This is a genomic window from Algiphilus sp., from assembly GCF_023145115.1.
Lineage (GTDB): Bacteria > Pseudomonadota > Gammaproteobacteria > Nevskiales > Nevskiaceae > Algiphilus.
The window spans coordinates 15513-42047 of record NZ_JAGLEJ010000014.1; the positions used below are offsets into that span (position 1 = coordinate 15513).

Annotated in this window: 24 protein-coding genes and 1 tRNA gene; 20 read left to right on the forward strand and 5 right to left on the reverse strand. The window is 70.2% G+C overall.

Translation table 11 applies throughout. The features are described from left to right. The first annotated feature begins 88 nt into the window (after nt 1-88). The 5 genes from KAH28_RS04505 to KAH28_RS04525 are packed head-to-tail and all read left to right on the forward strand — an operon-like array spanning nt 89 to nt 5642. Nucleotides 89-1870 carry an ABC transporter substrate-binding protein gene (locus tag KAH28_RS04505; protein ID WP_290574661.1) on the forward strand — a complete coding sequence of 594 codons (1782 nt, stop codon included), beginning with the start codon at nt 89-91 and terminating at the stop codon, nt 1868-1870. 7 nt (nt 1871-1877) lie between these two features. Further along, nucleotides 1878-2831 (forward strand): ABC transporter permease, encoded by a 954-nt coding sequence (locus tag KAH28_RS04510; protein ID WP_290574663.1) that lies wholly within the window; start codon nt 1878-1880, stop codon nt 2829-2831. Then, a complete protein-coding gene (locus KAH28_RS04515; protein WP_290574665.1) occupies nt 2828-3688 on the forward strand; it encodes an ABC transporter permease in 861 nt (286 codons plus the stop codon). The genes KAH28_RS04510 and KAH28_RS04515 overlap by 4 nt, the downstream gene beginning before the upstream one ends. Further along, the gene (locus KAH28_RS04520) at nt 3685-4653 is read left to right on the forward strand and encodes an ABC transporter ATP-binding protein (protein WP_290574667.1); all 969 of its coding nucleotides are present in this window, start codon (nt 3685-3687) and stop codon (nt 4651-4653) included. The genes KAH28_RS04515 and KAH28_RS04520 overlap by 4 nt, the downstream gene beginning before the upstream one ends. Continuing rightward, nucleotides 4650-5642, forward strand: coding sequence for an oligopeptide/dipeptide ABC transporter ATP-binding protein (locus KAH28_RS04525; RefSeq protein ID WP_290574669.1), 993 nt, complete (start codon nt 4650-4652; stop codon nt 5640-5642). The genes KAH28_RS04520 and KAH28_RS04525 overlap by 4 nt, the downstream gene beginning before the upstream one ends. Nucleotides 5643-5773: 131 nt before the next feature. Here the strand turns inward: KAH28_RS04525 and KAH28_RS04530 are convergent, their stop codons facing one another. Beyond that, nucleotides 5774-6412 (reverse strand): PQQ-binding-like beta-propeller repeat protein, encoded by a 639-nt coding sequence (locus tag KAH28_RS04530; RefSeq protein ID WP_290574671.1) that lies wholly within the window; start codon nt 6410-6412, stop codon nt 5774-5776. A gap of 10 nt (nt 6413-6422) precedes the next feature. Beyond that, nucleotides 6423-7643 carry a helix-turn-helix domain-containing protein gene (locus KAH28_RS04535; RefSeq protein WP_290574672.1) on the reverse strand — a complete coding sequence of 407 codons (1221 nt, stop codon included), beginning with the start codon at nt 7641-7643 and terminating at the stop codon, nt 6423-6425. 98 nt (nt 7644-7741) lie between these two features. Between KAH28_RS04535 and KAH28_RS04540 the strand changes: the two genes are divergently transcribed. Further along, nucleotides 7742-8518, forward strand: coding sequence for a DUF899 domain-containing protein (locus tag KAH28_RS04540; protein ID WP_290574673.1), 777 nt, complete (start codon nt 7742-7744; stop codon nt 8516-8518). Beyond that, nucleotides 8511-8759: a hypothetical protein gene (locus tag KAH28_RS04545; RefSeq protein ID WP_290574674.1), complete on the forward strand. Its 249-nt coding sequence runs from the start codon at nt 8511-8513 to the stop codon at nt 8757-8759. Before KAH28_RS04540 ends, KAH28_RS04545 begins: the two co-directional genes overlap by 8 nt. A gap of 71 nt (nt 8760-8830) precedes the next feature. Here the strand turns inward: KAH28_RS04545 and KAH28_RS04550 are convergent, their stop codons facing one another. Together KAH28_RS04550 and KAH28_RS04555 are read right to left on the reverse strand one after the other, a co-directional pair. Then, complete coding sequence (locus KAH28_RS04550; RefSeq protein ID WP_290574675.1) at nt 8831-9772, reverse strand: peptidoglycan DD-metalloendopeptidase family protein; 942 nt, start codon at nt 9770-9772, stop codon at nt 8831-8833. Continuing rightward, nucleotides 9769-10605, reverse strand: a complete 837-nt coding sequence (locus KAH28_RS04555; RefSeq protein WP_290574676.1) for a DUF6544 family protein — start codon at nt 10603-10605, stop codon at nt 9769-9771. The genes KAH28_RS04550 and KAH28_RS04555 overlap by 4 nt, the downstream gene beginning before the upstream one ends. Nucleotides 10606-10808: 203 nt before the next feature. Between KAH28_RS04555 and mutL the strand changes: the two genes are divergently transcribed. The 9 genes from mutL to KAH28_RS04600 all read left to right on the forward strand — a co-directional run bounded on the left by mutL (nt 10809) and on the right by KAH28_RS04600 (nt 19961). Continuing rightward, entirely contained in the window at nt 10809-12674 is a 1866-nt protein-coding gene (gene mutL, locus KAH28_RS04560) for a DNA mismatch repair endonuclease MutL (protein ID WP_290574677.1), read from the forward strand. 6 nt (nt 12675-12680) lie between these two features. Then, nucleotides 12681-13637 (forward strand): tRNA (adenosine(37)-N6)-dimethylallyltransferase MiaA, encoded by a 957-nt coding sequence (miaA, locus tag KAH28_RS04565; protein WP_290574678.1) that lies wholly within the window; start codon nt 12681-12683, stop codon nt 13635-13637. 72 nt (nt 13638-13709) lie between these two features. After that, a complete protein-coding gene (hfq, locus tag KAH28_RS04570; protein ID WP_290574679.1) occupies nt 13710-13958 on the forward strand; it encodes an RNA chaperone Hfq in 249 nt (82 codons plus the stop codon). Nucleotides 13959-13976: 18 nt separating this feature from the next. Further along, nucleotides 13977-15272, forward strand: a complete 1296-nt coding sequence (gene hflX / locus KAH28_RS04575) for a ribosome rescue GTPase HflX (RefSeq protein ID WP_290574680.1) — start codon at nt 13977-13979, stop codon at nt 15270-15272. A gap of 132 nt (nt 15273-15404) precedes the next feature. Continuing rightward, entirely contained in the window at nt 15405-16580 is a 1176-nt protein-coding gene (gene hflK / locus KAH28_RS04580) for an FtsH protease activity modulator HflK (protein ID WP_290574681.1), read from the forward strand. Continuing rightward, a complete protein-coding gene (gene hflC / locus KAH28_RS04585) occupies nt 16580-17449 on the forward strand; it encodes a protease modulator HflC (RefSeq protein ID WP_290574682.1) in 870 nt (289 codons plus the stop codon). Before hflK ends, hflC begins: the two co-directional genes overlap by 1 nt. A gap of 8 nt (nt 17450-17457) precedes the next feature. Continuing rightward, nucleotides 17458-17649, forward strand: a complete 192-nt coding sequence (locus KAH28_RS04590) for a DUF2065 domain-containing protein (protein WP_290574683.1) — start codon at nt 17458-17460, stop codon at nt 17647-17649. Then, entirely contained in the window at nt 17646-18629 is a 984-nt protein-coding gene (locus KAH28_RS04595; RefSeq protein ID WP_290574684.1) for an ATP phosphoribosyltransferase regulatory subunit, read from the forward strand. The genes KAH28_RS04590 and KAH28_RS04595 overlap by 4 nt, the downstream gene beginning before the upstream one ends. A 39-nt stretch (nt 18630-18668) precedes the next feature. After that, complete coding sequence (locus tag KAH28_RS04600; RefSeq protein WP_290574685.1) at nt 18669-19961, forward strand: adenylosuccinate synthase; 1293 nt, start codon at nt 18669-18671, stop codon at nt 19959-19961. Nucleotides 19962-20112: 151 nt separating this feature from the next. On the opposite strand, the gene KAH28_RS04605 is transcribed toward KAH28_RS04600, so the two are convergent. Next, nucleotides 20113-20198 (reverse strand) — tRNA-Leu (locus tag KAH28_RS04605). A gap of 39 nt (nt 20199-20237) precedes the next feature. On the opposite strand from KAH28_RS04605, the gene rnr reads away from it, so the two are divergent. The 4 genes from rnr to KAH28_RS04625 all read left to right on the forward strand — a co-directional run bounded on the left by rnr (nt 20238) and on the right by KAH28_RS04625 (nt 26388). Beyond that, complete coding sequence (rnr, locus tag KAH28_RS04610) at nt 20238-22640, forward strand: ribonuclease R (RefSeq protein ID WP_290574686.1); 2403 nt, start codon at nt 20238-20240, stop codon at nt 22638-22640. A gap of 22 nt (nt 22641-22662) precedes the next feature. Then, nucleotides 22663-23358, forward strand: a complete 696-nt coding sequence (locus tag KAH28_RS04615) for an OmpA family protein (protein WP_290574688.1) — start codon at nt 22663-22665, stop codon at nt 23356-23358. A gap of 7 nt (nt 23359-23365) precedes the next feature. After that, nucleotides 23366-24118, forward strand: a complete 753-nt coding sequence (rlmB, locus tag KAH28_RS04620) for a 23S rRNA (guanosine(2251)-2'-O)-methyltransferase RlmB (protein ID WP_290574690.1) — start codon at nt 23366-23368, stop codon at nt 24116-24118. A 164-nt stretch (nt 24119-24282) separates the two neighbouring features. Beyond that, nucleotides 24283-26388 carry a hypothetical protein gene (locus KAH28_RS04625; protein WP_290574691.1) on the forward strand — a complete coding sequence of 702 codons (2106 nt, stop codon included), beginning with the start codon at nt 24283-24285 and terminating at the stop codon, nt 26386-26388. The last annotated feature ends 147 nt before the right edge of the window (nt 26389-26535 follow it).

The following is a 26535-nucleotide window of genomic DNA, read 5'->3' on the forward strand; positions in this document are numbered from 1 at the left end:
CGCGCGCCGCGCGCGATCCTTGCTAGCCTTGCGGCATTGCCGCCGCGGCGGCCTTCGGCTACGGAATCGTCTGGTTATGAAGTGGCGAATGCACGCGCGCCCGTTCGGGGTGCTGCTGGGGTTGTGTCTGGGGCTGAGTGCCTGTGGTGGCGGCGGTGATGCAGGGCCCGAGGAGAAGGTCTATCGCCATTCCGAGGATGGCGTGCCGACCAATCTCGATCCGCTGCAGGCGGCGACGGTCTATGCCAACGAGGTCGTGGTCAACGCCTACGACACGCTCTACCGCTACAAGTACCTCGCGCGTCCCTACGAGCTGACGCCGAACCTGGCGGCGGCCATGCCCGAGATCTCGGAGGACGGGCTGGTCTACACCATCCCGCTCAAGGAAACCGGCCGCTACATCGACAGCGAGGTCTTCGAGGACGGCAAGGGGCGCCGGGTCACGGCGCACGATTTCGTCTACTCGATCAAGCGCCACTTCGATCCCGAGAACATCTCGCAGGGACGCTGGCTCTGGGAAGGCAAGATCAAGGGCATGGCCGAGTGGGCCGAGGCCGGTGCCGACTACGACGAGGCGGTTCCGGGGCTGCGCGCCCTGGACGACTTCACCGTGCGCGTCGAGCTCACCAAGCCCTTCCCGCAGTTCGTGCACACGCTGGCGATGGGGTTCTCGGCGCTGGTGCCGCACGAGGCGGTGGCCGCCCACGGGCGCGACCTCGGCACGCGCGCGGTGGGATCGGGGCCATGGGAGCTGACGCACTACTCGCGCACGCAGGTGCGCTTCGCGCCCAATCCGAACTTCCGCGAGGAGTCCCTGGACCTCGCCTTCGAGGGCTACGACGAGGCCGAGCACGGCGATCTCGGTATCGAGCACCTGGACGGGAAGGTGCCGCCCTTCGTCGACCGCCTGGAGATCGATTTCATCCAGGAGTCGGCGGCGCGCTGGGCGTCGTTCACCTCCGGCCGCGAGATCATGCTGTCGGGCCTGCCGGTGGAGCAGACCGATGCCGTGCTCGCCTCCAAGGACCCGGTCACGCTCAAGCCGGAGTACGCCGAGCGCTATCGCATGGATACCGGTCCCGAGGCCGGGCTGGTGTTCAGCGTGTTCAACATGGACGACCCGGCCATCGGCTACCACGAGGACCCCGAGCGCGAGGAACGCAACCGCGCCCTGCGCTGCGCGATGCGCGATGCCTTCGACTGGCAGACCCGGAACGAGCGCTTCTATTCGGATCTGGGCATCGTCTTCCCCGGGGTCATTCCGCCCATCCTCGAGGAGTTCGACGAGGATCTGTCGCGCGCGTCCGTGACCCAGGACGTCGAGCGCGCCCGCGCGCGGCTCGAGGAAGCCGGGTGGACGGCCGAGAACCTGCCCGAGCTCGACTACGGACTGGTGTCGTCGGTCCTGGCGCGCGAGATGTACGAGGAATTCCGCGGCTACATGGAGGCGGCCGGCATTCCGGGCGACAGGATCAAGGCCCAGACCTACGCCACCTTCGGTGACTACAACCGCGCGCTGCGCAGCTCGGAGCTGTCGATCATGGGCTACGGCTGGGGCCTGGACTATCCTGACGCCGAGAACGTGCTGCAGCTGTTCTACGGTCCGAACGGTGCGCCGGGCAGCAATGCGTCGAACTACGACAACCCGGAGTACAACCGGCTGTTCGAGCAGGCCTCGACCATGCAGCCCGGCCCCGAGCGCACCGCCATCTACCACCGCATGAACCGCATGCTGATCGAGGACTGCGTCGGCATCATCGGGCTGACCCGCTCGCGGGTGACGCTGTGGCACAAGAAGGTGCGCGCGCTGCCGGACCGGCAGATCCTCGGCGGCTTCTGGATGCGCTTCGTGGACGTCGTCGAGCCCTGATCCGCGCATGACCTTTCTGGTCTTCCTGCTGCAGCGGATCGCCACCGGCGTCCCGTTGATCCTGGGCGTGACCTTCATCAGCTTCCTGCTGATGGTCTACTTCGGGCCGGACATGACCTACGAGCTGCTCGGCAAGAATCCGACTGCCGAGCAGATCGCGCAGGTGCGGGCACAACTGGGCCTCGATCAGCCGTTCTGGGCACGCTACGCCGACTACCTGTGGGAGATGCTGACGCTGGACTTCGGCGACTCCATGTCCACCGGCCAGTCGGTGCGCAGCCTGCTGGCCGATGCGGTGCCGATCTCGCTGGCGCTGACGCTGCCGGGCTTCGTCATCGGCAATCTGCTGGGCATCGCGCTGGCGCTGGCGGCGGCGTGGTTCCGCGGCGGCTGGATCGACCGCGGCATCATGGCCTTCTCGGTGATCGGGATGAGCATCAGCTTCATCATCATCATCATCGCGTTCCAGATCCTGTTCTCGTCGCGCTACGGGCTCAATTTCTTCCCGATCCGCGGCTGGGACATGAGCAGCCCCGGTCGCTACCTGTACTACGTGACGGTGCCGACGCTGGCCATCGTCTTCGTGTCGCTGGGCTACAACACGCGCTTCTACCGGGCGGTCTTCGTCGAGGAGATCGGCCGCGACCACATCCGCACCGCGCGCGCGTTCGGCGCCGGCGCCGGTGCCATCCTGTGGAAGTACGTGCTCAAGAACAGCCTGATTCCGATCATCACGCGCGTGATGTTCTCGATTCCGTCGATCGTCATCGCCGGCAGCCTGCTGATCGAGAGCTATTTCGGCATTCCCGGTGTCGGCAAGCTCGCGTTCGACGCCGTGACCACCGGCGATCAGCCGGTGCTCAAGGCCGTGGTCGGCGCCACCGCGCTGCTGTTCGTGCTGGTGCTGATCGCCAACGACCTGCTCTATCGCGCGGTCGATCCGCGGGTGGCGCTGCGATGACCGCGTCCGGCGGCGGTCTGTGGGGGCGCGCCGCGCAGCGGCTGCTGCGCGATCGCGCGGGGATGGCGGCGCTGATCGTGGTGCTGGCCTATCTGGCCGTGGCCTGCGCGGTGTGGCTGGGACTGGCGGGGCAGGATTGGGCCGCGCTCGGGGCGGACAGCTTCGCGCCCGCTTCCGGCGAGCACTGGTTCGGCACCACTCGCAACGGCCAGGACATCTTCGCGCGCACCGTCTACTCGACGCGCGTCGCCTTCGAGATCGGCCTGGTGGTGGCGGCGAGCTCGGTGCTGCTGGGCGCGCTGTTCGGTGCGCTGGCGGGCTACTTCGCGGGCTCGTGGCTGGACGAGGTGATCCTGTGGCTGAAGGGCACGCTCGACGCCATCCCGTTCTTCCTGTTCGTGGTCGCGGTGGCCTATGCCATGCAGGGGCACGCGCTCGCCATGCACCTGGCGATGATCTCGACGTTCTGGACCACTACCGGCCGCTACGTGCGCGGCGAGGTCATCAAGCTGCGCGCGATGGAGTTCGTCGAGGCGGCGAGGGCGGTGGGCGTGTCGCAGCCCGCCATCATCTTCCGTCATGTGGTGCCCAACACCATGCACATCCTGCTGGTGCAGGGCACCATCGTCTTCGTCACCGCCATCAAGGCCGAGGTGATCCTGTCCTTCCTCGGGCTGGGCGTCCAGGACGGGGTGTCGTGGGGGTTGATGATCTCGCAGTCCACCAACGAGGTGACCGCCGGCTTCTTCAACAACTTCATCGCCGCGTCGGCTGCGATGTTCGTGCTGGTGATGGCCTTCAACTTCTTCTCCGACGCGCTGCAGGACGCGCTCGACCCGCGGAAGGTGGCCGAATGAGCCTGCTCGCGGTCGACGGCCTCGATATCCGCTTCCGGACCGACGATGGCGAGGTGCAGGCGCTGCACGGCGTCGACCTGCAGGTGGCGCCCGGCGAGATCGTGGGCGTGGTGGGCGAGTCCGGTTGCGGCAAGAGCGTCACCGCCTCGGCCGTCATGGGACTGCTGCCGACGCCGCCGGCGCGCATCGCGGGCGGCAGCGTGCGCTTCGACGGGCGCGACGTGCTGGGGCTGTCCGCGCGCCAGTGGCGGCCGCTGCGCGGGCCCGGCATGGCGATGATCTTCCAGGAGCCGATGACCGCGCTCAATCCGGTGTTCACCATCGGCAGCCAGATGCGCGACGTGCTGCGCCGGCACGAGCGCCTGTCGCGTCGTGCCGCCGATGCGCGCGCCGCCGACTGGCTGGGGCGGGTCGGAATCCCGGACCCGCAGGGCAAGCTGAAGGCCTACCCCCACCAGCTCTCCGGCGGCATGCGCCAGCGCGTGATGATCGCGATGGCGCTGTCCTGCCGGCCGCGCCTGCTGATCGCCGACGAGCCCACTACCGCGCTGGACGTCACCATCCAGGCGCAGGTGCTGGAACTGATCACCGGCCTGGTGCGCGCCGAGGGCGTGGCGATGCTGCTGATCACGCACGACATGGGCGTGGTCGCGGAGACCTGCGACCGGGTCCACGTCATGTACTGCGGCCGCGTGGTCGAGGAAGCGCCGGTGCGCGATCTCTTCGCCGCGCCCCGCCACCCCTACACGGCGGGCCTGCTGGCCTGCCTCCCGCGCGTCACCGGCGGGGTGGGCGAGGCACTGCCCACGATCCCCGGCCGCGTGCCGGAGCTGCACGCGCTGCCGCCGGGCTGCGCCTTCGCCGACCGCTGCCCCAATGTGCAGGAGGACTGCCGCACCGCGCCGCCCCCGCTGACCCGGCACGGCAATGCGCGGGTGGCCTGTCTGCACCCGATGCCGGCATGAGCCTGCTCAGCGTCCGCGGTCTCACGAAGTGGTTCGGTGGCTCACGGTGGCCGTACCGGCCGCCGGTGCGCGCGGTCGACGGCGTCGATCTGGACATCGCGCGCGCCAGCACGATGGCGCTGGTCGGCGAGTCCGGCTGCGGCAAGTCGACGCTGGGCCGCGCCATCCTGCGGCTGCAGGAGCCCACTGCCGGCGAAGTGCTGCTCGACGGCCGACCGGTGACCGGCATCGGCCGGCGCGCGCTGCGCGCGCGCCGCGGCGAGATGCAGATCGTCTTCCAGGACCCCTACGCGTCGCTCAATCCGCGACGCTCGATCGGTCAGATCCTCGAGGAACCGCTGCGCGTGCATGCGCGCGGCGACCGGGCCGCACGCCGGCAGCGCGTGGCCGAGCTGCTCGACATCGTCGGCCTGCGCCCGGCCATGGCCGCGCGCTATCCGCACGAATTCTCCGGCGGCCAGCGCCAGCGCGTCGGCATCGCCCGTGCGCTGGCGCTGTCGCCGAGCTTCATCGTCGCGGACGAGGCCGTTTCGGCGCTGGACGTATCGGTGCAGGCGCAGATCCTCAATCTGCTGCGCGGCATCCAGACCGACTTCGGCATCAGCTTCCTGTTCATCTCGCACGATCTCGCCGTGGTGCGCAACATCGCGGATCGGGTGGCGGTGATGTATCTCGGGCGCATCGTCGAGCAGACCGACACCGCGACGCTGTTCGCGGCGCCGCGTCACCCCTACACGTGCGCACTGCTGTCGGCGGTGCCGGTGCCGGACCCGGAAACCAGGCGCAGCCGCATCGTGCTGCCGGGCGACGTGCCCTCCGCCACGGCGCCGCCACCGGGGTGCCCGTTCCATCCGCGCTGCCCGGAGGCCTTCGATCGCTGCCGCACGGAGACCCCGCCGCTGGTCAATGCCGCAGCGCCGGGACAGCCGGTGCACCTGGTGGCGTGCCATCTGCACCCGGCGGGCGGTGGTGGCGGCGAACCGCGATAGAACCACGGATTTCCACAGATTCCCTTTGGTCCTGGTGTGCGCCGACCTTGTCGGCGCCACCAGTCGATAATCCCCGGAATCTGTGCAATCCGTGGTTCCAGAGCTTTTCCGGATCGGCGCCCGCGTGCGATTCAGCGCTTGGCGCCGGACCGGCGAACCACCCGCACCTTGCCGCTGCCGCCACCGCCGCAGAAGAAGCGGTCGACGCCGTCCGATTCGAGTCCGGAGACCATGGTGCCGGCGGGAAGGTCGAGGCTCTCCTGCACCTCGCCGCTCGTGGCATCGATGCGGCGGATCGCCCACTCGTCGCCATCGCTGCAGCCGTGCCAGAGTCCTCCGTCGAGCCAGGTCACGCCGGTGACGAAGCGGTCGCTCTCGATGGTCCGCAGGATCGCGCCGGTCTGCGGGTCGATCTGGTGGATCCGGCGGGCACGGTACTGGCCGACCCACAGCCGGCCCTCGGCCCAGGCCATGCCGGATGCGCCGCCCTCCGGGGCCGGAATGGTGCCGAGCACGCTACCGGTCTCCGGATCCAGTTTCTGGATGCGGCCATCGGCGAGCTGGAACAGGTGCCGGCCGTCGTACGCGGTTCCGGCATCGGCGGTGACCTCCAGGGTACGCCGGATGGCGCCGCTGTCCGGGTCGAGCGCCGTCAGCCCGCGCTTGCTGGCGAACCAGATGCTGTCGCCGTCATAGGTGAGCCCGTGCACGCCCTCGACACCGGGGAAGGGACCGTGCTCCTGGATGATGTCTGCGCTTGATCGTTTCATGCGCCGCATCCTAGTCAGTCGCCAGTGTCGGTGGGAGTAACAAGGTTGTCGTGAATCCGGGCACCGAGGGCAGCGTCCAGCGACGGGCGCGGCCGCGTCCGAGCCACTGCACTTTCCCGGCGGCTGCGAGTGCTTCCAGCGACCGCTGCACGCTGCGCTGGCTCATCCCTAGCGCGGTCGCCAGCGCCGAGCTCGACCAGGTACGGCCGTCCGCCAGCATCGCCAGGACCTGTGCGTGCGCTTCGTCGACGGGCGGGGCCAGGACGACGACTTCGCCGGCGCATCGCGGTGCCAGCACATAGCCGGGCGTGGTCGCCCGGATGTCGGCGAACGGTCGTAGCACGGCACGCAGACGGCCCATCTCGACGCGCAGGCGAGCGCGATGCGATTCGTCGTCGAGGCGCAGGCGGAAGGCGCGTGTGACCAGCGCTGCGCGCGGGACGTCGTCCGGCCAGGCCTCGCCCAGCGCACGGGCAAGGGTGAACAGGACCGGACGACCGGCCAGCGCGATCGTGCTGCCGCCGTGTCGCAACGCGAACCGGCAGGCATCGACTACCAGCGCCCCCGAAGCCAGCAGGGCTTCGACCTCGGCGAGGTTGAGCAGCCGTTGCCCGCCGTTTCGCCACCGGCGCGCCGCCGGCACCCTCAGCATGCGGGTCGCGTTCCCGACCTCCGCCGCCAGCGCGGGGATCCGCGCGCTGCGCGCCGACGTCTCGGCCCGGTCCAGCGCGGCGCGCGCGTCCGCCGTGCGCAGGCGGCGCATCGCGATGCCGGCCGCGACCAGGGCGCGGATGGTCTCGGTCGCGGGCGGCAGGGTCGCGACCGGGGGAGCGCCCAGCATGGCTTCGGCCTCGTCGATGCGGCCGACCAGCAGCAGGCGCCGTGCTTCCAGGATGCCCGCGTGCGCCGCGTTCGCAGTGTCGCCGTGCGCGTCCAGCACGCTGCGGGCGGCGATCAGCGCCCGGCCCGATCTGCTCAGGTCGCGCATGGCGAAGGCCACTTCTGCCTCGGCGATGGCGCAGCGTGCCCGCTGCACGACCTCTACGGGGGCGAACGTGCGCGCCGCGCGACGCAGCAGTGCCCGCGCGCGATCGAGCTCGTCGAGCTGCGCCATCGCGATGCCGCGCAGTGCCAGGGCCGCCGCGTCGTCGCGCAGCGCCACCCGGTTGAGCGCCGCCAGCGGGTTGCCCTCGGCAAGCGCGCGCGCCGCAGCGTTGATCAACGAGTCCATCGGCGAGGCCTTCGGGATCGCGCCAAACTTGTCACTCTCGTCACGCGTTGCCCGGCGATTAGCTTCTCCCGCATCAATCGATCGCAGCGGAGAACGCGATGACACAGCATACGACCGGAACGCGCGAGGAGTGGATAGCGGCCCGACTCGCGCTGCTCGAGGAGGAGAAGGCGCTGACGCGGCGCAGCGACGAGCTGGCCCGGAAGCGGCAGGCGCTGCCGCGGGTACGGGTCGACAAGGCCTACCGCTTCGAGACCGAGACCGGGCCGGCCTCGCTGGCGGATCTGTTCGACGGCCGGTCGCAGCTCCTCGTCTACCACTTCATGTTCGGGCCCGACTACACGGCAGGGTGTCCCTCGTGCTCGTCGATCGCGGATGGCTTCGACCCCATCGTGGTCCATCTGGCCCATCACGACGTCGCGCTGGTGGCGGTCTCCCGCGCGCCGCTCGACCGCCTGCTGGCCTACAGGCGCCGCATGGGGTGGCGCTTCCCCTGGGTGTCGTCCGGGGGCAGCGACTTCAATGCCGACTTCGGCATCTGGTTCACCGAGGCGCAGCAGCGCGCAGGCGATATCGCGTACAACTACCGGCGCGAGCGCGCGCTCGACTGGCGTCCCGGTACCGAGGACACGGCTGATGCAGCTGAAGCCCGGATGGCGGCCATGTGCGGCACCGACGTGCCCACCTTCCACCGCGACCGGCCGGGCATGAGCACCTTCGTGCTCGACGACGGCGTCGTCCATCACGCCTATTCCACCTATGCACGGGGGCTGGACGGCCTGTGGAGCATGTACCAGTGGCTCGACCGGGCGCCGCTGGGGCGCAACGAGCAGGACGTCTGGTGGCGCCGCCGCGACGAGTATGGCGATGACTGACGCCGTCGATACGCGCGAGATGGCCGACTGGCTCGGTCTGGCGGCAGCGCCGGCATTCGCGGTGATGGCGGTGATCAGCGGGGTTGCGGGCGACGGCCAGCCGGCGCTCTGCACGGCAGGGGACGCAAACGCGGCATTGAACGGCATGGCGTTCATGTACCTGCTGATGAGCGTGTTCCATCTGCCTCCCTGGGTCAGGGCGCTCGGGCCGACGGTGCAACGGCACCGCGGCGCCGGATGATCGATGCGGGTCCGCTACCTCGGGATCCGGCGCGGGCATTGCGCGCGACGGTGCCCGGGGGCGACGAGGTGCTACCAGCCGCCCCCGTTCAGACGGGTATTCCGCACCGGGTAGCGCCCATTGATGCGCAGGGCGAGCGGTTCGCCGCCGATCGGTTGTGCGGCCGTGCCCGGCCGTTGTGCGTGGACGTGCAGGTGCGGTTCGGAGCTGTTCCCGGAGTTGCCGACCGCCCCCAGCAGGGCGCCTGCAGCGACCGCCTGATCCACCGCCACGCGGACCGTGCCGCGCCGGAAGTGGGCCAGCACGATCACCACCGGCCCGCACTGCAGCAGGACATGGTTGCCCAGCATGTGCGCCCGGTCCATGTCGGGGACCCGGTTGTCCGGCAGGTCGTTCGCGGTGCCTATGATGGTGCCGCTGCAGGGGGCGTGGACCGGGCGTCCGAAGCTGGCATAGCGCGCGGGGTCGGTGGGCCACCATCCGTCCATGTGCAGTCCCGCGCCATCGAGGGCGATCAGGTCCACGGCGTGACTCTGGCCGCGCCAGGCGGCGAAGCGGGGCACGGTCGGGTCGAGCGTCTTGAGATGCGCGTTCAGCAGCGGACGCGAGCCGCCATGGGCGACCAGGTAGTTGCCGGCCCCGAGCGGGTTCGGAATATCGACGACGGCGACCGGGGGCGTGGCGCGCGCCGTCAGCGCCAGGGCGCTGATCGCGCCTCCGAGTGTTGCCAGTACCGCGCCGAGCGCGAGGGCAGTCGCGGTGCGCGCCGTCGACCGCCACGCTGACGCGGGTCGCCGCCGCAGTCCGTGAACGACGGTGGCGGCGGCCCAGATGACGGCATAGACACCGGGTGTCCACCACGGCGGGAAGGTCCACAACGCCACCAGCGCCAGCAGGACGGCACCGACGCCGCAGGCCTGGGCCGCGAGCGCGGAGCGGGTGTCGGCCGGCAGGACGATCAGCCACGCCAGCAGCGCGAGCGGCAGCAGGATCTGCAGCAGTACCACGGTCATGGCCCGGGCGGCTCCGGGAACCGGATCGTGCGCACCTCGGCGCGGAAGAAGGGGAAGTAGTCCGGGGTGCCGAACTGGTTGCCGGCGTCCACTCGGAAGGGCAGGCGGTAGCCGGCGACCTCGCGGAAATCGTCGGGCAGTGCGCCGAATGGCTGCAAGCGCCATGCGCGTTCGGGGTTCGCATTGCTCCAGCGCGCGAATCGCACGCTCAGCGGGCGTCCATCACCATCGACCGTGATGTCGACCGCCTGCTCGAGGTGCTCCGCGCCGAGTGTGATGCGGGCCGTGTCGGTTCCGGTTGCCTCCCACCGCGCGCCGAATCGCGGGAGCAGGGCGGCGGGGCACCACAGGACCGCTTCCGCGACATGGCGCCCGAAGGCCGAGCGGGCGTGATCGCGGGTGCCGCCGAGGCGGGCCACGGGCAGCAGCCCGAACAGCCGGAACCGCGTCCAGTGACCGCTATCCGATCCGGACAGCCACGGCAGGCCGGTGTTGCGCATCCGCCATACGAAGCCGTGCGGCGTGGCGAGCACCTGCTCGGCGCGCATGGCGCGGTAACCCGGTCGGAACCTGGTGCCCATGCCGAACCGGCCGCCCATGCGGATCTCGGCAACCGTGCGCAGCCGGGTACCGGGCGCGATCGCGAAAGTGAAGTAGCGCCGGGCTGGTTCCGGCAGCGCCAGGATCTCGGCGGGTTCGAACGGGATGTCGTCGGCGGGCTGGCAGCGCAGCAGCCGCCGCCACTCGGCGCGATCGTCGCGCGCATCGCACGCCCGCAGCGCCAGCAGGGCGGCGACGGCAGCGAGCAGCGGTACGGGCAGCCAGATCAGCAAGGGGGCACCACCAGCGGTTGCGAACCGGCTCAGTGTGCGGTCGCCGCGCGGCCGGCATGCTGATCTGCGTCAACGACCCGACGCGCACCGGATACCCCGCGCCCGCCAGGCGCGTCGCACATGCGGCAGCCGCATTCGGGACACAATAGCGGGATCGCGCCGAGTCTGGTCCGGCCCGCACGCAGCACTCACGATCCTTCCCGATGACCATACAGAAGCTCCCCACCGAACTCGTCAACCAGATCGCGGCCGGCGAGGTCGTGGAACGCCCCGCGTCGGTGATCAAGGAACTGGTCGAGAACAGTCTCGATGCCGGTGCGCGCGCCATCACGGTGGATCTCGAGCAGGGCGGACTGCGCTTGCTGCGCGTGCGCGATGACGGCTGCGGCATCGATGCCGGCGATCTGGCGCTGGCCTGCAGCGCGCATGCGACCAGCAAGATCGGCTCCCTGGACGATCTCGAGCGGGTCGGAAGCTTCGGCTTCCGCGGCGAGGCGCTGGCGAGCATCCTGTCGGTGTCACGCTTTCGCCTGGCGTCGCGCACGCCCGATGCCGAGCACGGCTGGGCCGTGACCGGAGAGGGCGGACTCGACGGCGAGCTGACCCCCGATGCCCAGCCGCTGGGCACGACCGTCGAGGTACGCGACCTGTTCTGCAACACGCCGGCGCGGCGCAAGTTTCTGCGCGCCGAGGCCACCGAGGCGCGGCACGTCGATCAGGCGCTGCGCAGGCTGGCGCTGGCGCGCGCGGATGTCGGCATGGCGCTGTCGCACAACGGGCGCCGGCTGTGGCACTGCCCGCCGCAGGACATCGCGGCGCGCGCCCGGCAGCTCATAGGCGAGGAGTTCTTCGCCCAGGCCGTGCCGGTGGAGAGCGCCGCGATGGGACTGACGCTGCAGGGCTGGATCAGCGTGCCGGCGTTCTCGCGCGCGCAGGCCGACATGCAGCACTTCTACATCAACGGCCGCGCGGCGCGCGACCGCGTGGTGGCCGGGGCGGTGCGACGGGCGTACAGCGACGTGCTGCACGGCGCGCGGCATCCGGCCTTCCTGCTCTTCCTGTCGCTGGATCCGGGGCAGGTGGACGTGAACGTGCATCCCGCCAAGCGCGAGGTGCGCTTCCGCGATTCGGGGCGCGTGCACGACTTCCTCTACCAGAGTCTGGAGCGGGCGCTGCGGGATATCCGGCCCGACACGACGCAGCATCGCCACGCGCCGGCGGGTGGCGGCGCCGGTCGCGCCGCGCCGCCTCCGGCACCGGCGACGCCGGCCGCGGACTGGGTGCGGGTGGCCGAGGTCGAGGCGCGCTACGTTGCGGAGGCGACGCCGGCGAGCCGGAGCGATGCATCGCCCGCGGCGGGCGCGGCGTCCGACGGGGCGCCCGCGGTCGAGCCCGCCGGGACGTTCGACGCCGGCGATGCCGGCGCCGCGGCAGCGGCGATGCCGGCCCCGGAGCCGGCCCCTGCGGACGACTACGGTCCCGGTCTCGGCGAGCCCATCGGTCAGGTGCACGGCATCTACATCGTGGCGCAGAACAGCCTGGGGCTGGTGGTGGTCGACCAGCATGCAGCGCACGAACGCGTGCTCTACGAGCGGCTCAAGAAGCAGTACCGCAGCGGCACGATCGCGCGCCAGCAGTTCCTGGTGCCGGTGGCGGTGGCGCTCGACGAGGATGCCGCCGACCTCGCCGAGGCGCGGGCGGACGAGCTCGCCGAGCTCGGTCTCGACATCGAGCGCAGCGCGCCGCGCCAAGTCCGCCTGCGCGGCGCGCCGCCGATCCTGTCCGCTGAGTCGGCCGGCGAGCTGCTTCGGCGCGTGCTGGGCGTGGCCGTGGAGGCGGACGGCGGCAATCATCTGGGCGAGGTGCTGGATGCGCAGGAGCGCGTGCTCGCCGATGTCGCCTGCCGCAGCGCCATCAAGGCCAACCGGCGGATGAGCCTGCCGGAGATGGCGCAGCTGCTGCGCGACATCGAGGCCACCGAGCGTTCCGGGCAGTGCAACCATGGCCGCCCCACCTGGGTGCAGATGCCGATGGAGGCGCTGGACCGCCTCTTCCTGCGCGGCCAGTAGCCGGCGATGCTGCCCGTCATTGCCGTGCTCGGGCCGACGGCGTCCGGCAAGTCCGACTTCGCGGTCACGCTCTGCGAGCGCGTCGACGGTGAGCTGATCAGCGTCGACTCGGCACAGGTGTACCGCGGCATGGATATCGGCACCGCCAAGCCCGGCGCGGCCGATCGCGCGCGGGTGCCGCATCACCTGCTCGATATCCGCGACCCCGCCGAGGCCTATTCGGCCGCCGCCTTCGCGGCCGATGCCGAACGCCTGATCGGCGATGTGCGCGCGCGCGGGCGGGTGCCGGTGCTGGCCGGCGGCACCATGCTCTACTTCCGCGCGCTGTTCGCCGGCCTGTCCGACCTGCCGCCGGCCGATCCGGAGCTGCGCGCCGGGATCGCCGCGCGCGCCAACCGCGAGGGCTGGCCGGCGCTGCACGCGGAGCTGGCGCGGCTCGATCCGGAAAGCGCCGCGCGCCTGCACCCTAACGACAGCGCCCGCATCCAGCGCGCGCTGGAGATCACGCGCGCCGGCGGTGCGCCCGCCAGTCAGCGGCGTGGCGGCGGGTCGCGACCGTCGCTGGGGCCGCTGTGCGTGGTGCGCTGGCAGCCGTACGATCGCGCGGCCCTGCGCGAGCGCATCGCCGAACGCTTCGACGCCATGCTCGCGGCCGGGCTGGTGGACGAAGTGGCGGCCCTCCGGGCCCGCAGCGACATCCATGCCGACCTGCCGTCCATGCGGGCGGTGGGCTATCGCCAGATCTGGCGCCATCTCGACGGGGAGCTCGATAGGGAGGCCGCGCGGGCTGCCGGCATCAAGGCCACGCGGCTGCTCGCCAAGCGCCAGTCGACCTGGCTCGGCGGCGGGCTCGTCGAGCGCGCGCTTGTGCGCGAGGGCGACGCGGTGTTCAATGTGCGGGAACGCGCGGACGAAATCGCTGTCCTGTCTTCGTGTGAACAAGAAGTTGCAACGCGTCGATAACCAATAGAGCCCGATACAAGGTCGCGCCAAGGGGAATACCGGCCCGACCGAAATGAAACAAGGAAAGCAGACATGACAAAGGGACAAACGCTGCAGGAACCCTTCCTCAACACCCTCCGCAAGGAGCGCATCCCGGTTTCGGTGTACCTGGTCAACGGCATCAAGCTGCAGGGCCAGGTCGAATCCTTCGATCAGTTCGTGGTCCTGCTGCGCAATGCGGTCAGCCAGATGGTCTACAAGCACGCCATTTCCACGATCGTGCCCTCGCGCCCGGTGCGCGTGGCCGATACCGACGCCGACGGCGGTCAGTCCGAGAGCTGATATCGCCTTGCTGCCCGCATGATCGAGCACGAGGTCACCGCGGTCGGGCAGACCGCGATCCTGGTGCATGTCAGTTTCCCCGGTTCGGACACCGAGGCCGACACGGCGGAGTTCGTCGAGCTTGCCCGCTCGGCGAACGCCGACGTGCGCCACTGCGTGGGCGGACGCCGGCAGCGCCCGGATCCCCGGCACTTCGTCGGTCGCGGCAAGGCCGAGGAGATCGCGCAGCTGGTGGCCGCGGAATGCGTCGAGCTGGTGGTGTTCAACCATGACCTCACGCCGAGCCAGGAGCGCAATCTCGAGCGCCTCCTGAACTGCCGCGTGCTCGATCGTGCCGGGTTGATCCTGGACATCTTCGCCTCGCGCGCCCGCACGCACGAGGGCAAGCTGCAGGTCGAGCTCGCCCAGCTCCAGCATCTGGCGACCCGTCTGGTGCGCGGCTGGTCGCATCTCGAGCGGCAGAAGGGCGGCATCGGCCTGCGCGGTCCCGGCGAGTCGCAGCTGGAGACCGACCGGCGCCTGATCCGGCACCGCATGCGCACGCTGGAGGGCCGGCTGGACGCGGTGCGCAAGCGGCGCGCGCGCTCGCGCGCCTCGCGCCAGCGCAACGAGACGCCGACGGTCTCCCTGGTCGGGTACACCAACGCCGGCAAGTCGACGCTGTTCAACGTGCTGACCACCGGGGACACCTTCGCCTCCGATCAGCTCTTCGCGACGCTCGATCCCACCATCCGCCGCTTCGCGCTGCATCCGGGCGAGCACGTCGTGCTCGCCGACACGGTCGGCTTCATCCGCGACCTGCCCCCGGACCTGGTGGCGGCCTTCCGCGCCACCCTCGAGGAGACGCGCGAGGCCGGTCTGCTGCTGCACGTCGTCGACTGGTCCGACCCCGAGCGCGATCAGCGCATCGCGCAGGTCGAAGCCGTCCTCCGCGACATCGGGGCGGACGAGGTGCCGCGCCTGCTGGTCTGCAACAAGATGGACCGGGTGGCGGATGGTGACGAGCGCTGCGGCATCGAGCGCGACGCCGACGGGGCGGCGCAGCGCGTCTACGTGTCCGCGGTCAGCGGGGCGGGGCTCGACGGTCTCCGCGAGGCGGTGCGCGGCTTCTTCCACGGCCGCCTCGAGGAGATCGAGGTGCACCTGCCGCCGGAAGAGGCGAGACTGCGCGCGCGTTTCTACGAGGCGCACGCGGTGTGCGCCGAGCACACCGACGACGACGGCACGCTGCATCTGCGCGTGCGCATGCCGCGCGATCAGCTGCGCCGCATGTGTGCGCGCGCCGGCATTCCGCTGGAGAGTGCCGTCGACTGAGAATCGAGGGCGGCGACCGCTCCCGGTTGCCGCCCGAACGGTGCGACAGGCGGTCCCGTGCCCACGCGGGCTGCTAGACTGTTGCGCTGCAAGGCCGGCCAATCCGGCCGTCTGTCCTGGATGGAGTCAACAATGGCCTGGAACGAGCCGGGCGGCAGTCAGGATCCCTGGGGATCGGGCGGCCGCGGGTCCAATTCGCCCCCCGATCTCGAGCAGCTGATCAAGCGCTTCAAGAACCGCTTCGGCGGACGTGGCGGCGGCGGTGGTAACGGCAGCGGCGGAAGCGGCGGGCCCGGAGCGGGTCCGATCATGGGAGCGGCGGTCGTCATCGCCGGCATCATCGCGGCGCTGTGGCTGGCGTCGGGCTTCTACATCGTCGACGAGCGGGAGCAGGGCGTGGTGCTGCAGTTCGGCGCCTTCTCGCGGGTCACCGAGCCCGGCCTGCGCTGGCACATGCCCTGGCCGGTGGAGCAGGTCGAGACCATCAACGTCACCGAGATCCGCGAGGCCTCCGACCGCACGCTCATGCTGACCCAGGACGAGAACATCGTCGACGTCGAGCTGCGTGTGCAGTACCGCATCTCGGATGTCGAGGCGTACCTGTTCAACGTGCGCAATCCGGACGAGACGCTCCAGCAGGCGACCAAGAGCGCGCTGCGCGAGGTGGTCGGCCAGAACACGCTCGACTTCGTGCTGGTCGAGGGCCGCGAGCAGGCCGCCAATGTCACCCGGGACCGGCTGCAGTCGATCCTCGAGAGCTACGGCACCGGCCTGTTCGTGACCAACGTCAACCTCACCGACGCCAAGCCGCCGTCGCAGGTGCAGGAAGCCTTCTTCGACGCCATCAAGGCGCGCGAGGACAACGTGCGCCTGATCAACGAGGCCGAGTCCTACGCCAACGACCGCATTCCGCGGGCGCGCGGCGAGGCGGCCCGCGCCGTCGAGCAGGCCGAGGGCTACCGCGAACGCGTGGTGGCGCGCGCCGAGGGTGATGCGTCGCGCTTCCGGCAGCTGGTCGCGGAGGTGCGCAAGGCACCCGAGATCACGCGCGATCGCCTCTATTTCGACACCATGACCGAGATCATGGCGGAGACCAGCAAGGTGCTGGTCGACCTCGACGGATCCGGCTCGGTGATGATGCTTCCGCTCGAGCAGATGCTGCGCAACATCGGCAGCAGCTCGGGTAGCGGCAGCAGTGGCAGCAGCTCGGGCAGCAGCAGCGGCATTCTGGGAGGCGGCTCCGGCAGCGGCCTGCCGGGGCGCACGACGCTGCCCGATCCCCGGTCGCGCCAGCGGGAGACGCGCTGATGAGCAACCGTTCGATATTCCTGATCGCCATCGTCCTGCTCGGCCTGTTCACGCTGAGCCAGTCGTTCTTCATCGTCGACGAGCGCGAACGCGTCATCCTCTTCCAGTTCGGCGAGGTGCAGGGGCTCGACTACGAGCCGGGCCTGCATCTCAAGGCTCCGTTCGTGCAGAACGTGCGCCGCGTCGAGCGGCGGGTGATGAACCTCGACTCGCGGCCGGAGGAGTTCCTGACCTCCGAGAAGAAGCAGGTCAAGGTCAACTACTACGTCAAGTGGCAGGTCGAGGAACTCCGGGAGTTCTACCGTGCGACCGGCGGCCAGGAAATGGTCGCGGCCGATCGCCTGTCCTCGATCATGAATCGCGCGATGCGGGACCAGTTCTCCACGCGCACCATCCGCGAGGCGGTGTCGGACGAGCGCAACGCCATCATGGAGGCGGTGCAGGCCAACACCCGCGAGCCGGTCCAGGAATTGGGCGTCAAGATCGTCGACGTGCGCGTCAAGGTCATCGACCTCCCGGACCAGGTCAGCGAGTCGGTCTACCAGCGCATGCGCGCCGAGCGTCAGCGCGTGGCGGCCGACTTCCGGGCCCGCGGCGCCGAGCGCGCCGAGGAGATCCGCGCCAATGCCGACCGCGAGGCTGAGATCATCGTGGCCAATGCCTACAAGTCGGCCGAGGAGATCCGCGGTGAGGGCGATGCGCGCGCCGCCGACATCTACGCCGAGGCCTACAGCAACGACGACGAGTTCTACCGCTTCTATCGTTCGCTGAACATCTACCGGAACGCCTTTGCGACCAAGGACAATGTCATGGTGCTGGAGCCCGAGGGCGAGCTCTTCCGGTACTTCAATCCCGGCACCGGTCAGTAGAGCCGGCCGTGTGGGATGACCTGTTCCGAGCACTCGCGCTGGTGCTGGTGATCGAGGGGCTGCTGCCGTTCGCGGCGCCCGCGCGCTGGCGCGAGACCATGCTGCGCCTGGCATCGCTGGACGACCGGCAGCTCCGCTTCGTCGGCGTCAGCGCCATCGTCGGCGGCATGATCATTCTCCAGCTGGTGCGGCTGCTGTGAGCGCCCAGCGTGCCGCCTTCCTGCCCGACGGTGTCGAGGAGCTCCTGCCGGACGCGGCGTGGATGGCCGAGGATCTCCGTCGGCGGCTGCTCGACCACTATCGCGAGCGCGGCTACGGCCTGATCCTGCCGCCCCTCGTCGAGCATCTCGACAGCCTGCTGGTCGGGGCCGGAGAGGATCTCGAGGAGCAGACCTTCCGCTTCGTCGATCCGGCGAGCGGGCGCATGCTGGGCGTGCGCGCCGACATGACGCCGCAGGCCGCGCGCATCGCCGCGACCCGCTTCCCGGCCGATCAGGCGGTGCGCCTGTGCTATCTGGGATCGGTGCTGCGCACGCATCCCGACACGCCGGGCGGCGCGCGCGCGCCGCGGCAGGTCGGATGCGAGCTGTTCGGGGATGCCTCGCTCGAGGGCGACATGGAAGTGCTCGACCTGATGATCGGCACGCTGTCACTGGCGGGCGTCCGCGAACCGCTGGTCGATCTCGGCCACATCGGCATCTACAGTCATCTGCTCGCGGATTGCGCGCTGAAGCCGGCCGACGAGCACGTCCTGTTCGACATCCTCCAGCGCAAGTGCGTGCCGGAGCTCGGCGAGTGGCTGCGCGCGACCGGTCTGCCCGCCGCAACCCGCGATGCGCTCACCGAGCTGATCGAGCTGCACGGGCCGCCGGAGCAGGTGCTCCCGGCGGCGCGCGAGGCGCTGCCCGACAGCGAACCGGTGAAGGCCGCGCTGCTGGCGCTGGAGACCGTCTCGGAGCGCCTGCAGGCCAATCCGGCCATCGCCGGGTTGCACATCGATCTTTCCGAGCTCCGGGGTTACCGCTACCAGACCGGGCTGAGCTATGCCGCCTTCGGCTCCGGCAGCGCGCGCGAACTGGCGCGCGGTGGCCGCTACGACGGTATCGGCGACATCTACGGTGCGCCGCGGCCGGCCACCGGCTTCTCGGCCGATCTCAACGAGCTGCTGGCGCTGGGCTGACCGGCGCATCCGCCTGCACGCAAAGCACACAAGGACACCATGGGGAAATCGGTAGTCGTCATCGGCGCCCAGTGGGGCGATGAAGGCAAGGGCAAGATCGTCGACCTGCTCACCGACCGCGCGCACGCGGTGGTGCGCTTCCAGGGCGGCCACAACGCCGGCCACACGCTGGTCATCGGCGGCGAGAAGACGGCGTTGCATCTCATCCCGTCCGGGATCATGCGGCCCGACGTGGCGTGTCTCATCGGCAACGGTGTCGTGCTGTCGCCCGAGAAGCTGCTCGAGGAGATGGGCGGGCTGGAGGCCCGCGGCGTGGCGGTGCGCGACCGCCTGCGCATCTCCGCGGCCGCACCGCTGATCCTCGACTACCACGTGCGGCTCGACCAGGCGCGCGAGAGGGCGCGCGGCGACGCCAAGATCGGCACGACCGGCCGCGGCATCGGGCCGGCCTACGAGGACAAGATCGCCCGTCGCGCCATCCGCGTCGGCGATCTGTTCCACCGCGAGCGTCTCGCCGCCAAGCTCGGCGAGGTGCTCGACTACCACAACTTCGTGCTCCAGCGGTACTTCGGCGAGGCACCGGTCGACTTCCAGCAGGTGCAGGAGCGCTGTCTCGGGTATGCGGAGTCGCTCCGCGAGCTCGCCGACGACGTCACCGGGATCCTCGAGACCCGCATGCGGAACGGCGAGAACATCCTGTTCGAAGGCGCCCAGGGTGCCCTGCTCGACATCGACCACGGGACCTATCCCTACGTCACGTCCAGCAACACCACCGCGGGCGGCGCGTCCACCGGCACCGGTGTCGGCCCGCGGCGGCTGGATGCCGTGCTCGGCATCGTCAAGGCCTATTCGACGCGGGTCGGTTCGGGGCCGTTTCCGACCGAGCTCGACGACGACATCGGTTCGCATCTCCGCGAGAAGGGCGGCGAGATCGGTACCACCACGGGACGAACGCGGCGCTGCGGCTGGTTCGATGCGGTGGCGCTGCGGCGCGCGGCATTCAACAACTCGATGACCGGACTGTGCATCACCAAGATGGATGTGCTCGACGAGCTCGACGTGCTGCGCGTCTGCGTCGGCTATCGCGTCGACGGCGAGCGCATGGAGCAGCCGCCGGTCGGGGCCGAGGGCTATGCCGACATCCAGCCCATCTACGAGGACGTGCCGGGCTGGCGCAGCTCGACGGCCGGGCTGGATCGCTACGAGGACCTGCCGCCGCAGGCGCGCGACTACCTCGCGCGCATCGCGGACGTTGCCGGCGTGCCGGTGCAGGTGGTCTCGACCGGGCCCGACCGCGCGCATACCATGGTGCTCGAGCATCCCTTCGACTGAGCCCGCGCGTCTCCAGGGCGGGAGCGGCCGCCACTATTCGCCATCAGCGCAAACAGCAACGCCGCGCAGTGCGCGGCGTCGGTGCGAGCGGCTGGTCCGCTCCGGCAGGCGGGGCCGGAATCGGCCTGATTGCCTGCGCTATCGTGTCGAGTGGTGCCGAGGAGAGGACTCGAACCTCCACGGGTTATCCCCGCTAGTACCTGAAACTAGTGCGTCTACCAATTCCGCCACCTCGGCAGTGGGCGCGAAATGTATCGGCAGAAGGATTCCTTGTCAATGAAGCGCAAGAATGTCCACGACCCGCGCGCCTGGCGCTCGGCCGACCCCGCGTTGACCGACGAGCAGCGCCGCTACGGCCAGGCGCTGCCCAGCCGCGAGTGGATTCTCCGCACGCTGCGCGAGGCCGACGGCCCGCGCTCGGCGGAACAGCTCGCCGAGCTCCTCGGCATCGGCGCGGACGACCCGGTGGAAGGGTTCGGCCATCGCCTGTCCGCGATGGTCCGCGACGGCCAGCTGGTGCGCAATCGCCGCGGCGGCTACGGCGTGCCGGCGGAGATGAGCCTGGTCGCCGGCCGCGTGCTGGCCCACAAGGACGGCTTCGGCTTCCTGACGCCGGATGACGGCGGCGGTGACCTGTTCCTGTCGCCGCAGCAGATGCAGCGCCTGTGGCCGGGCGACCGGGTCGTCGCGCGCGCCGGCGAGGCCGACCGCCGGGGCCGGCGCGAGGGCGCGGTGGTGGAGATCCTGGAGCGCGGCGTGCAGCAGGTGGTGGGGCGCTACGGCCTCGATCACGGCGTCGCCATGGTGGTGCCGGAGAACCCGCGCATCACCCACGAGGTCCTGATCCCCGAGCGCGAGCGCGGCGAGGCCCGCGACGGCGACATGGTGGTGGTCGACATCCTTTCCGATCCGCAGCCGCGCAAGTCGCCGGTGGGGCGTGTCGTCGAGGTGCTCGGCGAGCATCTCGGTCCCGGCATGGAGATCGAGGCCGCCATCCGCGCGCACGGCATCCCGCACGAGTTCCCGGACGATGCGCTGGCGCAGGCCGAGGCCCTGCCCGACCGGGTGCGCGAGGCCGACTGCAAGGGGCGCAAGGACCTCCGCAAGCTGCCGCTGGTCACCATCGACGGCGAGGACGCGCGCGACTTCGACGATGCCGTCCACGCGCGCCGCACCGTCACCGGCTGGAAGCTCTGGGTGGCGATCGCCGATGTCGATGCCTACGTGCCGCGCGACACCCCGCTCGACCTGCATGCGCGCGAACGCGGCAACTCGGTGTACTTCCCCGAGCGCGTGGTGCCGATGCTGCCGGAGAAGATCTCCAACGGCCTTTGTTCGCTGAACCCGGATGTCGACCGCCTGTGCATGGTCTGCGAGATGCAGATCCGGCGCAGCGGCGAGATCGTGCGCAGCCGCTTCTACGAGGCCGTCATGCGCTCGCACGCGCGGCTCACCTACAACCAGGTCGCCGCCGCACTCGACGGCGCGTCGCGGGAGGGCATCGACAAGCGGCTACTCGGCAATCTCCGCGAGCTGGACGCGCTCTACGGTGCGCTGGCGAAGGCGCGCGAGCAGCGGGGTACGGTGGCGTTCGAGTCCGGCGAGACGCGCTTCATCTTCGACCGGGACCAGAAGATCGAGCGCATCGTCCCGGTGACGCGCAACCGCGCCCACGTCATCATCGAGGAGTGCATGATCGCGGCCAATGTCGCGGCCGCACGCTTCGTCATCAAGCACAAGCGCGGCGCGCTCTTCCGCGTTCATCAGCGGCCCACCGGCGAGAAGGTGCAGACGCTGCGCGAGTTCCTCGCCACCCGCGGGCTCGCGCTCGGTGGCGGCGAGGAGCCCGAGCCCGCCGACTTCCAGGCGGTCATGCAGCAGGCCGCCGGGCGCCCCGATCAGGACGTCATCCAGACCATGATGCTGCGCGCCATGATGCAGGCGCGCTACGCCCCGGACTGCGAGGGGCACTTCGGGCTGGCCCTGGACGAGTACGCGCACTTCACGTCGCCCATCCGCCGCTACCCCGACCTGGTCCTGCATCGTGCCATCAAGCGCGCGCTGCGCGGCGTGTCCAGGCGCGACGAGCCCATGAGCCACGAAGCCCTGGAGGGGCTGGGCGCCGCCTGCTCGACCACCGAGCGGCGCGCCGACGAGGCCACCCGCGACGTCACGCTGTGGCTCAAGTGCGAGTACATGCAGCAGCACGTCGGCGAGACCTTCGACGGCACCATCTCCGGGGTGGCCCCCTTCGGTCTGTTCGTCACCCTCGATGACATCCATGTCGAAGGGCTGGTGCACATCACCGCGCTCGACAACGACTACTACGAGCACGACGCCACGCGCAGCCGTCTGGTGGGGCGGCGCAGCGGGCGCAAGCACGGCATGGGCGACAGCCTGCGGGTCCAGGTGGTGCGCGTCTCGCTCGACGAGCGTCGCATCGATCTCGAGCCTGCCCAGAACGGGAAGGACGGCGCTCAGCGGCCGTCAAGCTCGGGCAGGGCAGAATCAGCGGGCAAGGCGAAGAAGCGGGCTTCGGTGGCGACCGGCGACGATGCTGGCGCACAATCCCGGAAGGGCGGCAGGGGGAGCAAGGCATCCGGCAAGCAGTCCGGCGCCAAGCGTGCCAAGGCCGCCAAGAAGGGATGCGATCGCCGGCGCAAGCCGCGTGGGTCCTGATTCCAGCGAATAGGAGAGCGACATGAATCGAACCACTACCATCGGCATCGTGACGGCTGTCAGCCTCACGCTGGGCGCGTGTGCGGCCGATGATCCCAACCGCCGCGCCAAGCAGGGCGCGCTCATCGGTGCCATCGGCGGGGCGCTTGCGGGCAGTGCCGTGGGCGATACCGAGGGTGCCGTGATCGGCGGCGTCGTCGGCGCGCTGGCAGGCGGTGCCGTCGGCAACTACATGGACAAGCAGCAACGGGAGCTCGAGAAAGAGCTCGCCGCCGAGCGTGCGCGCGACGAGCTGCAGATCACGCAGCTCTCCGGCAATGCGCTGAAGATCGGCGTGGCCAGCGACGTCTCCTTCGACGTCGACAGCTCCACCCTCAAGTCGAACGCGCAGGCGACCTTCACGCGCATCGCCGAAGTCCTGCGCGACTACGACTCGACCATCATCCACGTCGTCGGCCACACCGATGCCACCGGCTCGGATCAGTACAACCAGGGGCTCTCCGAGCGCCGTGCCGCGTCGGTGGTCTCCCATCTGACCGGCAACGGTGTCAACGGCGCACGGCTGCGCCAGGAAGGGCGCGGCGAGAGCGAGCCCATCGCGACCAATGACACCGCCGCCGGCCGCAAGGAGAACCGCCGCGTCGATATCGTGATCAAGCCGGTGGTCGAGGGTCGCGAGGCCGAGGCCGCGCAGCCGCCGCCCTACCTCGGCGCCTGATCGGCGGGTGCCGCGGGAGCACTACGTCGGCGGGTTCCACGCCGTTCTGGCGGCGCTGGAATCCGCCGATCCCCCCAGCGAAGTCCTGATCGCGGACAGCCGCCGCGACGGGCGCGCCGCGCGCGTGCGCGAGCAGGCGCGTACGCGCGGTGTGCCGCTGCAGCGGTGCGCGCGCGACCGCCTCGATCTTCTTCTGCCGGGCATCCGGCATCAGGGGGTTGCGGCACGGGTCGCGGCGCAGGCCGCAAGCGCGGACCCCGATGCGCTGCTCTACACGCCGCCGGAACCCGACGCGCTGCTGCTCGTGCTCGACGGCGTGCAGGATCCGCGCAACCTCGGCGCCTGCCTGCGCAGCGCAGAGGCCGCCGGCGCCGGTGCCGTGATCGTCCCGCGCGACCGCTCCGCCCAGATGTCCCCGGCCGTGCGCAAGGTCGCTGCCGGCAGCGCCGAGCGCGTGCCCCTGGTACCGGTGACCAATCTTGCGCGGGCACTCGATCGGCTGCGCGAGCTCGGCTACTGGGTCGTGGGCCTGGCCGGTGACGCCGACGAGAGCCTGTGGTCGGTCCGCCTCGACGGACCGCTGGTCATGGTCATGGGCGCCGAGGAAGGCGGCATGCGCCGTCTCACCCGGGAGCGCTGCGATCGCGTGCTGCGCATTCCCATGGCGGGCGAGGTCGAGAGTCTCAACGTCTCGGTGGCAGCCGCGGTCTGCCTGTTCGAGGCGCGTCGGCAGCGCGCGGCTGCGGCCGCCACCGGCTGAGCCGGGGCAGCTCCATGCCCGCATTCGCCCCTCCGTGCGGGGCGGCGCCGGGTGATTGACAGCAAAAGATGACATAAGTAACAATTCGCCCATTAAACCAACATAAGTAGGGTTTCGGCAGCGAACCCGCTTCTCGGAGGCAGACTATGGATGGCTATGGGGCGATGACGGCAGTGGATATCGAGCGCGCGTGCACGACGGCGCAGGCCCCTGGACGCGCACGGCGCTCCCGCGTGCGCGGGGCCTGGCTGGTCGCGGCGTTCTCGGTGCTTCTGGCGGCGTGCGGGTCGCAGGCCGGATCCGGCGGCGCGCCCGGCAACGGTGAGCAGGCGCCGCCATTGAACACCGACGATCCCGAGCAACTGCCGCTGCTCGCCGACGGGCACGAGGGCGGCCACTCCTGGGCGCGCTTCTGCGAAGGCCGTCCCGATGACGCGGCACTGCCACCGGACGCCCGTACGCTCGTACAGCCCGGCGTGAGCGACGGCCGCGCAGTGCATTTCAATGTCCACTGGGAGGAATGCCGCTCCGAAGCCGATCCGGACTATCGCGATCCGCAGAACTGTGGCGAGTATCGCCAGTGGGTGGATGAGGGCCGCGCGCTCATCAAGGGCAACGGCGCCATCGGCGCGGGCAGCATCGTGGGCGGCGACACGCCCGACAACGGCATGGCGATCGAGGTCGACACCTACAACCGCATGTGGCGCCTGTGGGGGCTGCCGGGCCGGCCGGACAACTTCGACCAGCTGGTGGCGAACCGCTGGGGCTACGCGCTGCCGGACGAGCCCAACCCCTATCCGCTGCCCGGAGAGGACCCCAACCGGACCGGCGGCGGGTCGGGTCAGCTGCCCATGGCGCTGACGCAGCTTCGCGAGGCGGACGGCACCTGGACCGGTCGCCTCGGCATCACCTGTCATGTCTGCCACAGCGCCCGTATCGGCTCGAAGGCGGACGGTGCCGATCTCGGTGCGGTCTACGGCACCGCGGGGCAGGGCGACCTCGGCGCCTTCCTGAGCGATTTCGGCAACGGTGTCGGCCGGCTGCTGCCGATCACCATGAACCGTATCCGCGGCACCGGCAACGTCACCAACTACCAGCTGCTGGTCATGCTGTGGCTGATCGGCGATCAGCCGGCCCGGCGCGGCATCGACCTCGATTCGTTCATATTCGCGCCCGCGACGGCGACCGAGGATTCTCCTGTGTGGTGGAACATCGGACACCGCCCCGCCAAGTTCTACAGCGGCGCCATGCCGTCCGATGCGACGCGCATCATGCTGCAGGCGTACATGCCGCTGCTCGGCGAGAACGGCTACGACTGGGAGGAGATCAAGCGCTGGACCGATGCGCACGACCGCAAGGCCGAGGCGTGGATCGGGCAGCTGGAGGCGCCCGACTGGCCCGAGCAGACTCTCGGCGAGATCGATACCGGACTGGCCGAGCAGGGCGCGATCCTGTTCCACAGCAAGGACCTCTGGGCGGAGGGCCTGGAGAACCCGGTGCCGCGCCCCGAAGGCGGGAACGGGTCCTGTGCCTCTTGCCACGGTGCCTACTCGCCCCGCTACACGCATGATCCCGATTTCCTCGCATCCCCGGAGATGGCGGGCCAGGCGTCGTTCCGCGTGCCGAACGACATCATCGGCACCGATCCGGCCTATACCTACGCCACCAACCAGGGCGTCTCGGACTACTTCGAGTACAGCTGGCTGTTCTATCCCGAGTCGCCCGGCGACGTGGGTGCCTGCTACGGCCCCAATGAGGCCGAGGCGTACCGGGGCTATCTGGCGCCGCCGCTCTACGGTGTCTGGGCGTCCGGGCCTTACTTCCACAACGGCTCGGTGCCGAATGTCTGGGAGGTCCTCAAGGCGGAGGATCGCCAGCCCATCTGGCGCCGCGTCTCGGCGCCCGATCTGTCGGGCCAGGATGTCGTGGTCGGGTTCGATACCGATCTGGAGCGCGCCTACGACCCCGATCGCATGGGCTGGAAGTACGAAACTGTCGACTGCGGCGACCGCGGCACGACGCCGCTGCTCAACTGCAACAACTTCGAGCGGGTGGAGTCGACGATCATCCAGCAGCTGCGCGCCGTGCTCTATCGCACCATCGGCCTGGGCTGGAACCTGGCGCTGCCGGTGATGAGCGACCGCCAGATCGAGAACCGCAAGATCTACAACACCGGCGAGTACAGCCAGGGCAACGAGGGGCATCGCTTCACCGATGTGCTGACCGACATCGAGCGGCGGGCGATCATCGAGTACCTCAAGACGCTCTGAGCGGCCATCCGCCGCATCGCCGAAGCGCCCGGCTCCGCCCGGGCGCTTCGGTCGCACGGGCACCGCGGCGTTGCGCGCGCCACGGGCCGCGCGTAGAATCCGCGCTCGCTTTGCGCCTGCGGGCGCGATTCCACCACCTTGTCCCAC

What these genes read in the sequence shown, in the direction of transcription:
- KAH28_RS04535 (WP_290574672.1), bottom strand. Translation starts at nt 7,643, where the DNA reads ATGGACTCGTTGATCAACGCTGCGGCGCGCGCGCTTGCCGAGGGCAAC.
- hfq (WP_290574679.1), top strand. Translation starts at nt 13,710, where the DNA reads ATGACAAAGGGACAAACGCTGCAGGAACCCTTCCTCAACACCCTCCGC.
- KAH28_RS04550 (WP_290574675.1), bottom strand. Translation starts at nt 9,772, where the DNA reads ATGACCGTGGTACTGCTGCAGATCCTGCTGCCGCTCGCGCTGCTGGCG.
- mutL (WP_290574677.1), top strand. Translation starts at nt 10,809, where the DNA reads ATGACCATACAGAAGCTCCCCACCGAACTCGTCAACCAGATCGCGGCC.
- KAH28_RS04505 (WP_290574661.1), top strand. Translation starts at nt 89, where the DNA reads ATGCACGCGCGCCCGTTCGGGGTGCTGCTGGGGTTGTGTCTGGGGCTG.
- KAH28_RS04515 (WP_290574665.1), top strand. Translation starts at nt 2,828, where the DNA reads ATGACCGCGTCCGGCGGCGGTCTGTGGGGGCGCGCCGCGCAGCGGCTG.
- KAH28_RS04615 (WP_290574688.1), top strand. Translation starts at nt 22,663, where the DNA reads ATGAATCGAACCACTACCATCGGCATCGTGACGGCTGTCAGCCTCACG.
- hflC (WP_290574682.1), top strand. Translation starts at nt 16,580, where the DNA reads ATGAGCAACCGTTCGATATTCCTGATCGCCATCGTCCTGCTCGGCCTG.
- KAH28_RS04530 (WP_290574671.1), bottom strand. Translation starts at nt 6,412, where the DNA reads ATGAAACGATCAAGCGCAGACATCATCCAGGAGCACGGTCCCTTCCCC.
- hflK (WP_290574681.1), top strand. Translation starts at nt 15,405, where the DNA reads ATGGCCTGGAACGAGCCGGGCGGCAGTCAGGATCCCTGGGGATCGGGC.
- KAH28_RS04510 (WP_290574663.1), top strand. Translation starts at nt 1,878, where the DNA reads ATGACCTTTCTGGTCTTCCTGCTGCAGCGGATCGCCACCGGCGTCCCG.
- KAH28_RS04625 (WP_290574691.1), top strand. Translation starts at nt 24,283, where the DNA reads ATGACGGCAGTGGATATCGAGCGCGCGTGCACGACGGCGCAGGCCCCT.
- KAH28_RS04600 (WP_290574685.1), top strand. Translation starts at nt 18,669, where the DNA reads ATGGGGAAATCGGTAGTCGTCATCGGCGCCCAGTGGGGCGATGAAGGC.
- KAH28_RS04525 (WP_290574669.1), top strand. Translation starts at nt 4,650, where the DNA reads ATGAGCCTGCTCAGCGTCCGCGGTCTCACGAAGTGGTTCGGTGGCTCA.
- KAH28_RS04520 (WP_290574667.1), top strand. Translation starts at nt 3,685, where the DNA reads ATGAGCCTGCTCGCGGTCGACGGCCTCGATATCCGCTTCCGGACCGAC.
- KAH28_RS04540 (WP_290574673.1), top strand. Translation starts at nt 7,742, where the DNA reads ATGACACAGCATACGACCGGAACGCGCGAGGAGTGGATAGCGGCCCGA.
- KAH28_RS04545 (WP_290574674.1), top strand. Translation starts at nt 8,511, where the DNA reads ATGACTGACGCCGTCGATACGCGCGAGATGGCCGACTGGCTCGGTCTG.
- miaA (WP_290574678.1), top strand. Translation starts at nt 12,681, where the DNA reads ATGCTGCCCGTCATTGCCGTGCTCGGGCCGACGGCGTCCGGCAAGTCC.
- hflX (WP_290574680.1), top strand. Translation starts at nt 13,977, where the DNA reads ATGATCGAGCACGAGGTCACCGCGGTCGGGCAGACCGCGATCCTGGTG.
- rnr (WP_290574686.1), top strand. Translation starts at nt 20,238, where the DNA reads ATGAAGCGCAAGAATGTCCACGACCCGCGCGCCTGGCGCTCGGCCGAC.